The following is a 14,373-nucleotide window of genomic DNA, read 5'->3' on the forward strand; positions in this document are numbered from 1 at the left end:
ATAGCTCTTTAAAAATGACGAAGCTTGCGCTTCATTCAAAAATTGTAAAACTTTTTTGCCTCATCGTTCAGTTTTCAAAGTTCGTCAGTCGCTCTTGGCGACTAAATGATAATAACATTTATCATTATTGTGTGTCAACCAGTTTGTTTACTAAGTTGTAAGCATCGCTGGCAACAGAGATAACTATAGCATCCCTTTCTATAACATGGCAAGCATTATTCTAAAAAAACTTTAAAAAGTTTTAAATCACCTTTTCACCTCGGCCCGACTCAAGGATTGGAAGACGATCGACCGACGGAATGATTTTACATTATGGAAAAGTACTGACCGGGGTCAAGGGAGGATTGTACCAACTATCTAACCTAATTTACTGCTCACACTCCATAGTCCCCTTTCCGGAATCAAGCGTTATCTTCCTAGCTATGATGTCTTTCCAGACTCTCGCAGAGACCAACCGTTCGGAAACAGGCCACATACGCTACAACTATTTGAATTTCCAAATCGCGAATCAAATGGCTCAAACGTTTCAACTCCTTCTATATAGAGGACAATTGCCTAGTAGGTGAATGGCGGTTAAATACACCATCGACTGTTCAATACCATATATATGAAGAAAACCATCACTTCACGAAGGAAATGGTGGAACAGGACCATTCGCCACAATCAAATTTTCAGATGCGTTCTCTCACAAGATGTCACGTTCATCCGCAATGAACACATTACAGAAACCACGCACTAACGATGTATGATCTGTTCCTTCCCGAAAACACTGCATACAAAAAAAAGCCGACTCATAACCGAGTCGGCTCCGTTTATTTACGCGTGTGGCAAGAACATGAAGTACGCCAAGAATATGACTAGCATTCCGTACATGATTGGGTGAATCTCTTTTGTCTTCCCTTTCGCGATCATCATGAGCGGGTACAAGATGAACCCAAGCCCAATCCCCGTCGCAATCGACGAAGTGAGTGGCATCATGATAATCGTTAAGAATGCCGGAACCGCGATTTCGATTTTTTTCCAATCGATATCAAGGAGAGCTGAAGCCATCAACACACCAACAATAATCAAGGCCGGTGCCGTGACCGGTGCCGTGACAACCGCTAAGAGTGGTGAGAAGAACAAAGCCAACCCGAAGAATAAACCTGCGAATACAGCAGTCAACCCTGTACGACCACCCGCCGCAACTCCCGCCGACGACTCTACATATGATGTCGCAGTCGATGTTCCAAAGATTGCACCTGCAACCGTCGCAGTCGAATCAGCCATGAGCGCCTTACTCGCACGCGGCACTTTGTTTTCTTTCATGATCCCAGCTTGACGCGCAACCGCGACGAGCGTGCCGGCTGTATCGAAGAAGTCGATGAAGAAGAACGTCAAGATGACGATAAGCATTTGAAGTGTGAAGACATCACCAAAGTTAATGAACGCTTGGCCGAACGTCGAAGACATGCTCGGCGGCATCGATACAACATCTGAAATCGCAGTCGGTGTCGGCACGAGACCAAAAATCATTCCCGCGATAGCTGTCAACAACATCCCAATGAAAATACCACCTTTGACGTCTCGTGCCATTAGCAATGCACTTACAACAAGACCGAATACCGCGAGGAGCGTAGTTCCTGTTCCGAGCGAACCGAGACTAACAAGCGTCGCTTCGTTCGCAACGACAATTCCTGCATTTTTCAAGCCGATGAAGGCGATGAAGAAACCAATCCCTGCAGCCACCGCCATTTTAAGCGGAGCCGGAATCGCGTTAACGACCGTCTCACGAATGCCCGAGAGCGTCAAAGCGATAAAGAACAGTCCTGAGACGAGAACACCCGAGAGTGCCGTCTGCCAAGGGATGCCCATGCCGATGACGACACTGTAGGCGAAGAAGGCGTTAAGCCCCATGCCTGGCGCGATGGCGATCGGGTAGTTGGCGAATAGACCCATCGTGACCGATCCAATCAGTGCGACGAGACCAGTTGCGACGAAAACGGCACCCATATCCATACCCGCTGCGCCCAATACGTTCGGGTTGACGAATAAGATGTAAGCCATGGCCAAGAATGTCGTGAATCCTGCGACGAGTTCGGTTTTCACGTTCGTTCCAAGTTCTTTCAACTGGAAGTGACGTTCGATCCGGCTTTCTGACGGTTGATGATTTGGTTCTTGCTGGAGCTGTGTGCTCATTGATTTTCCTCCTTGGCTCGCCGTAAAACGAGAAAAGGTCCCCGATCGATGACCGGAGACCCCACGCGAAACATACAGGGACATACGTCCCCGAATCTATGTCTCGCCGTAGTGAAATCATTTAAGGTGATTTCGTAGAGACTCTCGGGCCATATTCCCGATATTATACGGCAAAATAATTTTTAATTGTTCGGATATGATAAGAACGTTTTTATCTTAACAACGTCAAAAATGAATGTCAACAGTAATGACGGATTTTAATCAAATATTTCATTCTAATGTTCGGTTTTTCCATATAAAAACAGAGAGGATTGCTCCCCTCTGCCTATTATTCCCACTCGATTGTTGCTGGTGGCTTCGATGTGATGTCGTACAGGACACGGTTGACGTGACTGACTTCGTTGACGATACGGACCGAAATCTTCTCGAGTACATCCCATGGGATGCGGGCCCAATCCGAAGTCATCCCATCAATTGATGTGACGGCACGGACGCCGACCGCATAGTCATACGTCCGCTCGTCGCCCATGACGCCGACTGAACGAATCGGTGTAAGGACCGTGAAATATTGCCAAATATCACGTTCGAGACCGGCTTTCTTCACTTCTTCGCGCAAAATCGCATCAGATTCGCGCACGATTTCGAGTTTCTCTTCTGTGATTTCACCGAGAACACGAATGCCAAGACCTGGTCCCGGGAACGGTTGGCGCCATACGATATAGTCTGGCAATCCGAGTTCAGTACCGAGTTCACGTACTTCGTCTTTAAAGAGCGTGTTGAGCGGCTCGATCAACGTGAAGTTCATATCTTCCGGAAGTCCACCGACGTTATGGTGCGACTTGATCGTTTGTGCCGTATCTGTTCCGCTCTCGATGATATCCGTGTAGAGCGTACCTTGGGCAAGGAAGTCCATGTCCACAAGTTTAGACGCTTCTTCGTCAAACACGTAGATGAACTCGTTGCCGATGATTTTTCGTTTTTGTTCCGGATCTGAAACACCGGCAAGTTTGGCCATGAAACGATCCTGTGCATCAATCTTAATGACTTTCATATTGAAGCCGTCTGCGAACGTCTTCATGACACTGTCCGCTTCGTTTTTACGGAGCAAACCATGGTCGACGAACATACATGTCAACTGGTCGCCGATCGCGCGGTGAACGAGCGCCGCCACGACCGATGAGTCAACACCACCTGACAAGGCACAAAGAACTTGCTTGTCACCGACGATTTCACGAATCTTCTCGACTTCGATGTCGATGAAGTTTTCCATCGACCATTCGCCTTTGGCACCACACACTTCATAGATGAAGTTTTTCAAGATGTCGTTTCCGTACTCCGAGTGACGGACTTCCGGGTGATACTGCACCCCATACATCTTGAGGTCATCACTCTTGATTGAGGCGACCGGACAAGAAGGGTTCGTCCCATCAACGATAAATCCTGGCGGTGCTTCCATGACGAGGTCACCGTGACTCATCCAAACGGTATGTTCCACTGGAAGATCCTTGTAGAGGGCCGACGCTTCCGGTGTCGAGAAGAGCGTCGCTTTCCCGTATTCACGATGGGCGGCCCGCTCGACACGTCCACCGAAGTGATGCGTCATGAGCTGCATGCCGTAACAGATCCCGAAAATCGGAATCCCGAGTTCGAAAATTTCTGGGTCACAGCGATATGCGCCTTCCGCGTACACACTGTTCGGGCCACCCGAGAAAATAATACCGGCCGGAGCCAGTTCACGAATCTCAGCAGCGGTCATCTTGTGGGAATGAAGCTCACTATATACGCCAAGGTCACGCACACGACGTGTGATCAACTGGTTGTACTGGCCTCCAAAGTCGAGCACCAAAATCATCTCTTGTTCTATTTTCACAAAACCTCCACCTTTCTGCCTTCTTCTCAAAAAAAGAGCGAGCTTCTCCCACGGATTCACTAAACCGAAGAAGAAGCACGCCCTTTTCTGTGTATACGAAACGTGCTCCTTCATAGTCGGTCCATTTACGGTGGTCCGGTAGAGACTCTCGCGCCAATTCACGAGTATATACGAAGGAATGCTGTTCAATTATCTAACTAATGCGTCTATCTTACTGTATGCATCCGCCTACTTCAACTCATAATTCGACGAATCATGATTTTCCAATATTCTTTATATTTTGAATTCGGTGTTTGGTCGGCATAGATACTTTGCTCGAACAGACGGGTCAATCTCGTCATTTCGGTCGACTCATAATAGGCATCGACCTCTGCAGCGAGTTCGGACGGCGTGCGCCCGTCGACTTTGAAGCCTGCTCCGCGGAGTCGTTTAACTAGATATCGATGCATGGCGACGAGCCGATTTTCATTCAATGGACGCCGTGTCCACCAAAGCATCATGACGAGGCGTTCAATCGATTTCCGGTTCCATACGAGAACAGCGACCGTGAAGACAATCAACACCCAACCCCAGACCGGCATATTCCAATTCTCCGTTGCCGCCTCACCTGATGTGACATCATCGAGTGCCAAATCTTCCTGTGGACGGTTCGTCTGCTCATTGTCTTGCGATGCTTGTGGATCGTTGGCTGCCGGGTCTTCTGAATTCGTTTCGTCCTCCGTCTCGATTTGAAGTAAGTTGGCGTCCGAGAAACTGATCGTCGCCTCGAGCGGGACCCAGCCTGCGCCTTCCACGAAATATTCTACCCATGAGTGAGCGTGACGGTTCCGGACCGTGTATTCTTCTTCCCCTTGAATGACCCCGCGCGCATCACCCATCGTGAAGCCTTTGACCCAACGCGTCGGCACCCCGCTCGCCCGTAGAAGGACGGCAGCCGAGGTCGAGAAGTTGTCGCAGTACCCGATCAACGTATCAAACAAAAATTGATCGACGTAATCGGTATCCCCTTCCGGGACGGCGACGTCTTCCGTATTGTATTGGAAATCTCCAGATTGGAAGTAGGATTGGACCGCTTGGGCTTGGTCGTAAGGTGTCTCACTGTCGCCCGTGATATCGGCTGACAAGTCGCGGACCCGATCCGGAAGCGAATCCGGCAGTTGCAAGTACGCCTGCCGTTCTTCTTCCGTCAAGGTCGTCACCGGTTCGTTCAATGCCAGTTGCTCTTCAGTGAAGGAAGGGACGCTGTAGCGAAGTTGAATCGTCTGCGGCGTCGTTTGGCCATCATTGTCGAAGACGATCTTTCCGGACGGACGGATGTGAATCGTCTCGTTCGGGAACGGCTCCTCGATACTGCCGACCCTGAATTCGGTCCCATTGTCCGTCTCGGTCGCTTGTGGATACTCCCCGCCATACGGGACGAACGTTTGACGCCGGTCGAATCGGAGCAACGCCTGTTCAGGCGTCGTATCGACGTCCGGGTCGACGAGCTGGCCGCGGTTGTAGTCCGAGTCGAGGACCGGGGACTCGACCCAACCTTTCCCGGTGTAAATCTCTTTTGATTCGATGCGCCAATAGCGTGCCGGTACACCACGGGCGATGAAGACGATCCCGTCATCCTGTTCGAACGGTCCACCGAGTTGCTCATCGTTCACCCCGTAGCCGACACGACCGCTGCCTGACCCTTCATCGTTCCCAGCGTTTTGGAAACTCGTCGTCAACCGGTCGGACCAGTCCCCTTCAATCGTCGGCGACACGCTCGCGAGCGCCAACACGACCGAAGCGAGGAGAGCGATACTGACATAGCGGACGAGCGACTTGCTCGGCCGTTTCGCCAAATCGGTGACGAAGAGTAACAAGAGTGACGCTAAAATCGCAAGTAGTATTTTTCCTTCTCCGTCATAAAGCGTCCATGTATCAAAGTACGCCATCAACCCGAGCGTCGAGACAATCATCCCAAGGACGAAACCATAGCTTGGATACGTCCGTCCGACCAAGATGGCGAACAGGACACCGATGAGCGCCATCGCCGAGAAGAAAATCGCTTCTTCTGGTAAAGCCCCGCTCAGCACGCCACTCAAATCTTCTAGCCAGAGCCCAAACCAATCTAAGATACTGCCGTGATACACGTACAGGATGGTAAAGAAGTTGAGGACAACCACGGCGATGAACCCATACCAAGGCAACAAGCTCGCAAACATCGGGACGAGGAGTAAAAACAGGAACGGCCAATTGACGTCGAACGTCGTGCTCCCGACAATCGGCTCGACCCAAAACGACAACAAGTAAGCGGCAAGTGCCGTATAGACAATCCGTTTCACCCACATCGTCATGTCGTCACCTCGTTCGCCGTGTACAAGTGATAGCTGCCTTGGGTCTCATTCATGATTTCGCGTACCCATTTCGTCTCGAGCGGGCTGATTAAAATCAAGTTTCCGACCTCTTGCGGCAAGTTACGCTTCAATCGTTCAACGAGACGCCCTTCCGGTTCCGGCGTCGCCGTCAGCAAGTAATGCCCGACCTCGGCGCTTTGGTCCGGCAAATGGAAAAGGCGGACCTGTTCTTCGATGACATACAGTTCAAACGGCAAGTTTTTCCGTTCAAGTTGCCGAATCGCACCGACGAGTAACGACAGTGATCGTTCGAACGCTTCTTCGTGTCCGGCAGATGTGGACGGGACGAAGACGAGCGAGAGTTTTTTCTCCTGCTCTTGATCGAACGTTTTCGTCATCAAGTTATCTCGACGAGCCGAGGCCTTCCAGTCAATCCGGCCGATGCGGTCACCGGCCGCGTATTCCCGGACACCGCTCGTCGTGTTCGCCACTTCCGTATAGGTCCGCGTGCGCCGGTACTGTTCGCCACGCCCACCGACCTGCTCATCACGCGGCAAATCGAACGGAAGTTCAGCCGGCGACACTTCGACGACCGTCTCAAGCCGCAACGTCCGTTTACGATTGAACAGCCCGAACACGTCACGTACGTGCAGGACCGTCCGATCGAACACGTGGATCCCCCGGCGGATCTGCTCAATCTCATAATGCACCGTCTCTGTTCGCCGAAAAAAGCGGTCGACCGGGGTAACAATCACGTCCGTTGATGTAGCGAGACGAGGCGGTGGTGTCTCTTCTAACGTGACGACCCCGACAAGAAACGGATACTTCCGCTCCACTTGCAGTTCTACGTCCATCGTTTGGCCCGAGACGAGTCGTTTCGTCGTGATTCGCCGCGAGACGTTGGCTGCCGTGACCGGGTAAATCATAAAGATTGTCCAATACGCCACCAAAACGAAAAATGACCACCAAAGTGTCGAGGCGACGATACTCCCTTCGATCCGGGCGAACGCGTAAAGTCCGAATGCCGCCGCCCACACGAGGAACAGCTTCATCCAATTTTTCATACTTCTTTGACCTCACGATCCATCGGGACCGGTAGCGAGTCGAGCCAACCTTTGACGAGCTGTTCGGCCGTTTTCCCTTTATAACGCGCCTCTGCCGTCAACAAGATACGGTGACCGAGCACACTACCCGCGAGCGCCTTCACGTCATCTGGCAAGACGAAATCACGGTTATGGATATACGCCCACGCCTGAGCTGCCTTCATCAGAGCGAGCGTCGCACGCGGACTACCCCCGAGGTACGTGTTCGGGTCGTTGCGCGACTCATGGATCAAGCGGACGATATACTGTTTGACCGCACTCGAGACATGCACGTCACGCACGTCACGCTGCATCTGTTCGACTTCGTGTTTCGTGATGACACTTTGGAGCGCCTCGAGCGGCTCTGCCTTTTCGAAACGGGTCAACAAAGAGATTTCTTCATTGAACGACGGGTACCCCATCTCGATTTTAAGAAGGAATCGGTCGAGCTGGGCTTCCGGGAGCGGGTATGTCCCTTCATGTTCAATCGGGTTTTGTGTCGCCATGACGAAGAACGGGGAAGGTAAGATTTTGACTTCCCCATCGACGGTCACACTGCGCTCCGCCATCGCCTCGAGTAACGCCGACTGCGTTTTCGGAGAGGTCCGGTTGATTTCATCAGCCAAGACGATGTTCCCCATCAAAGGTCCCGGACGGTACTCGAACTCTTTTGTCTTTTGATTGTACATCGAGATCCCCGTCAAGTCGGACGGCAACATGTCCGGAGTGAACTGAACGCGTTTAAAATCCAAATCAATGGCACGACTGAACGTACGAACGAGCATCGTCTTCCCGACCCCGGGCACGTCTTCTAACAACACGTGACCTCCGGCAAGCAACGCAGTCAAACTTTTTGCGATGACATCTTCTTTCCCGACGATCACCGTTTCAATGGCATTGATGATCGATTGAATGGCTGGACGATAGGACATAGCCGACTCCCCTTTTTTCTCTAATCGCTGACGCGTTCGAAAATTGAATGTTCTGACTTTATTGTGACATATTCAAGCGCTCGTGTGAAAGAAAACCATCATGCCAATCGGTTTTCCATTCTTTACCCGAAAAAAGGCGCCTTGTCTCGGATTTGAGCAGGCGCCATGACGTTTATTTTGGTCGTTCGATTTCAAAAGTGTCCCCGAGGGTCGCATAAAAGTTGCCGGCGAGACGACTGACCGGCGCCAGTTGTTCCGCATCGATGCGTCCAGCATGATAAAGCGCTGGCTCGATGTGAAACCGGACGACGCGAGCGATCAACAAGTCCGCTGTCACGACGCCATCGTGTTCGATTGGAACGTGATGGTGAAGTTTACACTCCGTCCGGATTTTGGCTTCTTTCACACCCGGTGTCTCCACGACGTCGCTAGGCACGATGGTGAAGGCCGTCCGCTCGAGTTCGCTTTCCTCGGGTCCTAGATTGGCTGCCGTCTCATTGACGAGGGTCACATTCGTTTCGTCTACGATATGGATGACGAGTTCTTCGGTCGCGACAGCGTTGCGAGCCGTGTCTTTCATGACACCGCCCTTCCGTTGAACCGACACCGAGAGAAGTGGTGGTTCGGAAGCGACGATATTGAAATAACTGAACGGGGCGGCGTTAATCGTCTCTCCGTTTCGTGTCGTCACAAATGCGATTGGGCGCGGTACGACACTTCCAATCAAAAATTTATACGCGTCACGTTCGGTTAAAGCTGAAGGTTCAATCGATAGCATACGATAGCACTCCTTTGGATTCGACTATAGGTTCAAACTATCCCGTTCACAGCGGACGTGTCAAATGTGAGCACATCGGAATGTGTAGGATGATGAAATACGGGGTATATCCGTCTAGATATGACAATTAAACAGACAATCATCTGATGGCACATCGCTTGAGCAGTTCGGTGTTCATCTGATTTTTCTTTTTGTATATTTCGGTTATGACGATTGAATTGGAGATGGTTTTAGTTAAGGAAGGAAGTAGAGCGTATTATGGGCAAGTGGATTGAACAATTGAATAGTCGTCAAATACTCGGCATCCTCTACGGAGTCTGTGCTATGAGTCTTGTCTTAACGGCAATTGGCGCTTGGGTCGTTCGAGACGGAGCGGTATCACCCACTGAATTGTTGTCGTTGCGTTGGATTTGGATGATCGGCCTCATCATGTTTATCGGTGCCATCTTATTGATTGGTCGACCGCTCATCAAACGGATATCGACTCAAAATGAAAAGATGCATGCGAAGCAACAAGAGATGCAGTCGGTGCTCGAAGCATCTAAACAAAACGAAACAAAACTGCAGTACCGTAACGAACTGATTGAAGTGCTCGCCTCGAAAGAGTCACTCTTTGATTATTCATCGGTCATCGAAAAAATCGTCTTGTTGACTGAAGCAGAGTTCGGGGCTCTACTTCTCATCAAGGACGGCGAAATTGTTTCAGTCGTACCAAAAGGCATGACAGAAGATCAACAAGAAGATTTAAAGACCAAGTCTCTTCTGTTGAAACGCGTCATGATCTCTAAATCGTTAGAAGCGACATCTAAAAAGATTGCCGACGAAATTCATGAATACCCGTATTACATTCATGAAACGGTCATCCCCGTTAAAGACCCGTCAGACGGCAACATGATCGGATGTCTTTATTTAACGTGCTACGACGAACAGTTCGACGCGAGCGAAACTTCGGAATTAAACGCGTTTGCAAACCAGTTGGCGATTTCTCTCTTGCGGACCCAACTTTATCGCCAAATGCAACAAGACCGGAAAGAGACGGCTCAGCTCATCAATTCAGTACGTGAAGCCATCTTATACCTCAACTACGAGGAGAACAGCGTTGTCGGAAACCGCGCATTCATCCGTATGTTCGACGAGTTGCAATTCGAGTATCAAGGCTACGAGCAACTGACTACCGTCTCGATCGATATCGAACAGTGGGCGGAACGCGTCGATCAACGGGATCGTTTTATTAGCTACATCGAGCGCGTGTTCGACCAAGACCCGCCAGAAGATGGCCTGTCCATCTCGCTCGATCAAGGCGATTGCTTCCTTCAAGTATATGCCGAGAGCATTTACCGGGATGGGAAGATTCACGGCACGATGCTCGTGTTGCGTGATGTGACGGCCGAGACCGAGATTGACCGGATGAAGTCAGAGCTCGTCTCAACAGTCTCACACGAACTGAGAACCCCTTTGTCATCGATTTATGGGTTCACGGAACTGATGCTCGAGCGTGACTTGAAAGAAAGCCGGCGCGAATTGTATTTGAAGACCATCCATGACGAAGCGAAGCGTCTCTCCTACTTGGTAAACGACTTCCTCGACCTGCAAAAGATGGAGGCCGGGAAACAGACGTTCGAATGGAAAACGGTCGACCTTCTCGACCTTGCCCGTGACAGCATCAGCTTCTATCAAGAAACGACCGACTCGCATCATTTACATCTCGATGCCGACGTCGGACAAGACTTCAAAATCGAAGCTGACTTAGAAGGAATGCGGCAGTTGCTCGGTAACTTGCTCAGTAACGCCATCAAGTATTCACCTGAAGGCGGCAACGTGCTCGTCTCGTTGGAACGACTCGAAGGTCAAGTCGTCATGAAAGTCCGGGATAACGGGATGGGCATCCCTTCTTCTGCCTTGCCGAACTTGTTCGGGAAGTTTTACCGAGTCGACAACTCGGACCGCCGAAAAATCGGTGGAACGGGCCTCGGTCTCGCCATCTGTAAAGAGATCGCCAAAGCGCACGACGGACATTTACATGTCGAATCGATCTACGGTGAAGGTAGCACCTTTATCTGTGAGCTCCCGACGTCAAAAGAGCCGATTCATCAATGAGCGCGGCCGGATTCATTCCGGTCGTGTTTTTTATATCGTCGCTTCTCTTTTTTGCAGGAATGTTTTGGCATAATCTAGAAAAAGAGTAACACCGAGAACCTGAGGCGACGTCAATGCACCCTTCCCATTATTCTCGCAGGTAAAATTTAAAAAAAGAGCTATACTAGTAAGGAAGAGACAGACAAGATTGGAGGTCATGGAGTTGGATCATCGCGACCCACCGTTTTCAGAAGTAGGCGACTTTAAACAATGGGGCCGTTTTGATATAAACGTGCCACTGCAGGGCGGGCAAGCTGAACTTCAGACTGCCGTGTCGATTGTAAGAAATCATATTCCGTTGCGATTGGGTGGATTTTATATCATCGCGAGTGAAGATGGGATTTTGACGAGCGGCTCACACGACGCCAATTTACAAAAGCACATCATTCACTTGCTCCAACAAGTGCAAATGGGCCATGTGGAAGATGAAGCGTTGATGAACGAACCGATTTGGACGATTCATTATTTCACCACTCCATAAAACGACAAGAGACGATTCGGGCGTCTCTTTTTTGTGCAAAAAAAGAACGCCTCGAGAGGCGTTAATCCCATCGAGACATAATCGCAATGGATTTTTCATAGTATTCAGTGGATAGTTTGTACTTCCCATTTTCACGTAATTCACGAGCTAGCCAAAGAGCATACTTATTAGTGTAATGGTAGTCATCGGAGGATTCAAAATACTGTACTGCCTTTTTTAAGCTTTCAATCAATTCTTTACTATTTCCATGCGTATACTTATTACGAAAAACCCCGAAATGATATATAAATTCGGATAGGTCATCATTTTCCCCTTCTTCTTGAATAATTTTTTCCCCTTTTTCTACCCAATCCAATACTTCTTGGGAACTTCCCCTAATAGAATATTCTTCAATTAAAGAAAGAATACTCAGTAGTTTACTTTTACTTTCAACTTTATATTCTAGCCCTTTTAAGAAATATTCTAAGGCAAGCTCTCTATTTCCTTGTAGAGAATATATTTCTCCTGTGTTGTTGTAAAGCATCCCGTAATATCCTTTTAAGTCTGTAGCCCCAGCAGCTTTGATTGCCTTTTGATAATTTGCTAATGCTTCATTAAATCTTTTTCTTCGCTTGAAGGCTAATCCAATAATTAAATGGCACTCTATAACTCGCTCTACATAAAAATTATCTTTAAAGTATGATAGTGCCCTATTCACATGTTCAATTGTTTGAAGGTAATCCGTATATTTATAATACATTCCACCAATAATATAATTGATGTCGGCTATTTCCCATTCTTCCAAGTAAGTTGTATCTAAGTCTTCTCTAACTTGTTGCATTAAATCTAAAGCCGTATCTTTATCATTTAATGAAAAAGATTTTAAAGCTTTGAGAATATTAAACCTTATACGGTCTTCTGAAGTAAATTGATCTTGTAACCATTCTAATTCAGTTAAGTAACCTTGTTTTCCGCCAGGCATAAAATCAAACCTTGCTAACACTAATAACATCAATATATATAAAGGCTTGTGTTTATAAATCCTATGATCCTTTTTATATCGCTCTATTTTTTTCAAATTATCTGCTGTTTCATTTAAATCCCTTGATAAAACAGCTTCTTTCATTAGTCTTGAAATCTCTACTTTAATTTTTTCGATTTCGGCTTCAGTTACTGTCACGTAAAGAGGAATATCTAAGTCTAATTTCCTAAAAAGTAGTTCTAGTACTTCTTCACTAGGGATAGTCTGGTTATTTTCAATTTTACTTAAATATGAGATTGAACATATCCCACGGGCTAAAACAGACTGTTTCATATTTCGACGCAGACGCTCTACTTTAATCAAATTCCCATAATTATTTTGCATGCAGTAGCATCTCCTGGACTCTTTTTTTAATACTTTAGACTCTGTTTTCGTTGTTTTTTATCACAATTAGGAAAATCGAACTTAAAAACCATCAATTTTCAAAGGTTTTAAGCATCTTTTTTCCCAAACGGTACGAAATCACTAGTCCTTTTATCCATGATAGAATTTAACTAATCCCAAAAAGAGAAATCTGTTGGTTTTGACAGACTGTCTCATCTAAAGTTTATTCCATTCATGACAAAAAGCAAGGTATAGGGCGTAAACTAAAGGAGGTCATCTAAATGAGTAAACTTAGCAATCTTCTGGCTAGAGATTATGTTAAGCCACGTATTTATTTTACAACAAAAAACTCACCTACTAATGATGCGTTATTTACCACCTCAGATCGAAATCAGTTTAGAGGCCTCGAAAACCTAACAACTCTTTTACAAGATTCTAAAGGTGTTATTATTAATGCGTTTCATATCGATTACTATCAAACTTTACCCACTTTAATTGCACGCGTACTAAACGAAACCTATTCTTCAAAGAAAATATGGGTTATCGGACCTGAACTTTCATTAACTATTTTAAAACGAAGTATGAAAAATATTTATCCATTCAAATCATCTGTAGGATATTTGAATGTAGATCAGTGCGAAAACGACTTAATTGAAACCTGCGTAGAAAAATTGAATGACGGTGATTTGTTATATGTTCTACCGGAGGTTTCATTTGGATGGAAACCTGGCGTTGAGGAAGACTACAACACTGACGAGGAACAACCATTATGCAGTGCAATTTTAAGTCAAAAGTCTAAATGCTCAGTCTTGCCAATTACAAATTCGGAAATTGATGAGATGATTGAAATTCATGCACCTGTTTTCTCAAGCGATTACAAAGGTTCTATGTTTGAATCAGCCATCCTTCAATCACGCCAAGTTTTAACAGCCTTAAAATTGAATCAATCACATCTCGAATGATTGCCAAATAGTACCTTTACGTCATATATTGTTTATATACGGAAAAATACACAGCATACAACCTAGAAAAGAGGTACTATTTATGAAAAAATTCAAAAATGCGCTAATTGTTTCATTAGCTTTACTTCTTCTTTTCGGAATTTCAAAGCCGCTAATTTCAGAAAAACCGTTCACATCAGAAGAATTGGCTGCTGAGGATTTCCCACGCCTCTGGAGCTTGCCGACTAACCAAGTCGCAGCTGAGGATTTCCCACGCCTCTGGAGCTTGCCGACTAACCA

Annotated in this window: 11 protein-coding genes and 2 riboswitches; of the genes, 4 read left to right on the top strand and 7 right to left on the bottom strand. The window is 47.4% G+C overall.

Translation table 11 applies throughout. The annotated features are described in order from the left end of the window. Positions 1-816: 816 nt before the first annotated feature. The 6 genes from KNP86_RS12045 to KNP86_RS12070 form a co-directional block, all read right to left on the bottom strand. Positions 817-2,178 carry an NCS2 family permease gene (locus KNP86_RS12045; RefSeq protein WP_251130515.1) on the bottom strand — a complete coding sequence of 454 codons (1,362 nt, stop codon included), beginning with the start codon at positions 2,176-2,178 and terminating at the stop codon, positions 817-819. A gap of 89 nt (positions 2,179-2,267) precedes the next feature. Then, positions 2,268-2,369, bottom strand: a riboswitch (purine riboswitch). A 137-nt stretch (positions 2,370-2,506) separates the two neighbouring features. Next, the gene (gene guaA, locus KNP86_RS12050) at positions 2,507-4,030 is read right to left on the bottom strand and encodes a glutamine-hydrolyzing GMP synthase (protein ID WP_251128383.1); all 1,524 of its coding nucleotides are present in this window, start codon (positions 4,028-4,030) and stop codon (positions 2,507-2,509) included. Between the two features lie 111 nt (positions 4,031-4,141). Next, a riboswitch (purine riboswitch) is annotated at positions 4,142-4,242 on the bottom strand. 39 nt (positions 4,243-4,281) lie between these two features. Further along, positions 4,282-6,378 carry a transglutaminase domain-containing protein gene (locus KNP86_RS12055; protein WP_214754531.1) on the bottom strand — a complete coding sequence of 699 codons (2,097 nt, stop codon included), beginning with the start codon at positions 6,376-6,378 and terminating at the stop codon, positions 4,282-4,284. Further along, positions 6,375-7,442, bottom strand: a complete 1,068-nt coding sequence (locus tag KNP86_RS12060; RefSeq protein ID WP_214754533.1) for a DUF58 domain-containing protein — start codon at positions 7,440-7,442, stop codon at positions 6,375-6,377. The genes KNP86_RS12055 and KNP86_RS12060 overlap by 4 nt, the downstream gene beginning before the upstream one ends. Beyond that, complete coding sequence (locus KNP86_RS12065) at positions 7,439-8,392, bottom strand: AAA family ATPase (RefSeq protein WP_214709525.1); 954 nt, start codon at positions 8,390-8,392, stop codon at positions 7,439-7,441. Before KNP86_RS12065 ends, KNP86_RS12060 begins: the two co-directional genes overlap by 4 nt. A gap of 172 nt (positions 8,393-8,564) precedes the next feature. Beyond that, complete coding sequence (locus KNP86_RS12070) at positions 8,565-9,170, bottom strand: flavin reductase family protein (protein WP_214754535.1); 606 nt, start codon at positions 9,168-9,170, stop codon at positions 8,565-8,567. 324 nt (positions 9,171-9,494) lie between these two features. Between KNP86_RS12070 and KNP86_RS12075 the strand changes: the two genes are divergently transcribed. Next, the gene (locus KNP86_RS12075) at positions 9,495-11,267 is read left to right on the top strand and encodes an ATP-binding protein (RefSeq protein ID WP_251130516.1); all 1,773 of its coding nucleotides are present in this window, start codon (positions 9,495-9,497) and stop codon (positions 11,265-11,267) included. Positions 11,268-11,469: 202 nt separating this feature from the next. Continuing rightward, complete coding sequence (locus KNP86_RS12080) at positions 11,470-11,787, top strand: hypothetical protein (protein WP_131490827.1); 318 nt, start codon at positions 11,470-11,472, stop codon at positions 11,785-11,787. 61 nt (positions 11,788-11,848) lie between these two features. Here the strand turns inward: KNP86_RS12080 and KNP86_RS12085 are convergent, their stop codons facing one another. Next, the gene (locus KNP86_RS12085; RefSeq protein ID WP_214754537.1) at positions 11,849-13,132 is read right to left on the bottom strand and encodes a helix-turn-helix domain-containing protein; all 1,284 of its coding nucleotides are present in this window, start codon (positions 13,130-13,132) and stop codon (positions 11,849-11,851) included. 281 nt (positions 13,133-13,413) lie between these two features. Between KNP86_RS12085 and KNP86_RS12090 the strand changes: the two genes are divergently transcribed. Both KNP86_RS12090 and KNP86_RS12095 read left to right on the top strand, forming a co-directional pair. Then, positions 13,414-14,094, top strand: coding sequence for a hypothetical protein (locus KNP86_RS12090; RefSeq protein WP_214754538.1), 681 nt, complete (start codon positions 13,414-13,416; stop codon positions 14,092-14,094). An 82-nt stretch (positions 14,095-14,176) separates the two neighbouring features. After that, a partial coding sequence (locus tag KNP86_RS12095) for a hypothetical protein (protein ID WP_214754540.1) occupies positions 14,177-14,373 on the top strand: 197 nt, incomplete at its 3' end.

The sequence above is a fragment of the Exiguobacterium sp. s16 genome, from assembly GCF_018618115.1.
GTDB lineage: Bacteria > Bacillota > Bacilli > Exiguobacteriales > Exiguobacteriaceae > Exiguobacterium > Exiguobacterium mexicanum_A.

What these genes read in the sequence shown, in the direction of transcription:
- KNP86_RS12055 (WP_214754531.1), bottom strand. Translation starts at nt 6,378, where the DNA reads ATGACGATGTGGGTGAAACGGATTGTCTATACGGCACTTGCCGCTTAC.
- guaA (WP_251128383.1), bottom strand. Translation starts at nt 4,030, where the DNA reads ATGATTTTGGTGCTCGACTTTGGAGGCCAGTACAACCAGTTGATCACA.
- KNP86_RS12060 (WP_214754533.1), bottom strand. Translation starts at nt 7,442, where the DNA reads ATGAAAAATTGGATGAAGCTGTTCCTCGTGTGGGCGGCGGCATTCGGA.
- KNP86_RS12045 (WP_251130515.1), bottom strand. Translation starts at nt 2,178, where the DNA reads ATGAGCACACAGCTCCAGCAAGAACCAAATCATCAACCGTCAGAAAGC.
- KNP86_RS12065 (WP_214709525.1), bottom strand. Translation starts at nt 8,392, where the DNA reads ATGTCCTATCGTCCAGCCATTCAATCGATCATCAATGCCATTGAAACG.
- KNP86_RS12075 (WP_251130516.1), top strand. Translation starts at nt 9,495, where the DNA reads ATGAGTCTTGTCTTAACGGCAATTGGCGCTTGGGTCGTTCGAGACGGA.
- KNP86_RS12085 (WP_214754537.1), bottom strand. Translation starts at nt 13,132, where the DNA reads ATGCAAAATAATTATGGGAATTTGATTAAAGTAGAGCGTCTGCGTCGA.
- KNP86_RS12090 (WP_214754538.1), top strand. Translation starts at nt 13,414, where the DNA reads ATGAGTAAACTTAGCAATCTTCTGGCTAGAGATTATGTTAAGCCACGT.
- KNP86_RS12070 (WP_214754535.1), bottom strand. Translation starts at nt 9,170, where the DNA reads ATGCTATCGATTGAACCTTCAGCTTTAACCGAACGTGACGCGTATAAA.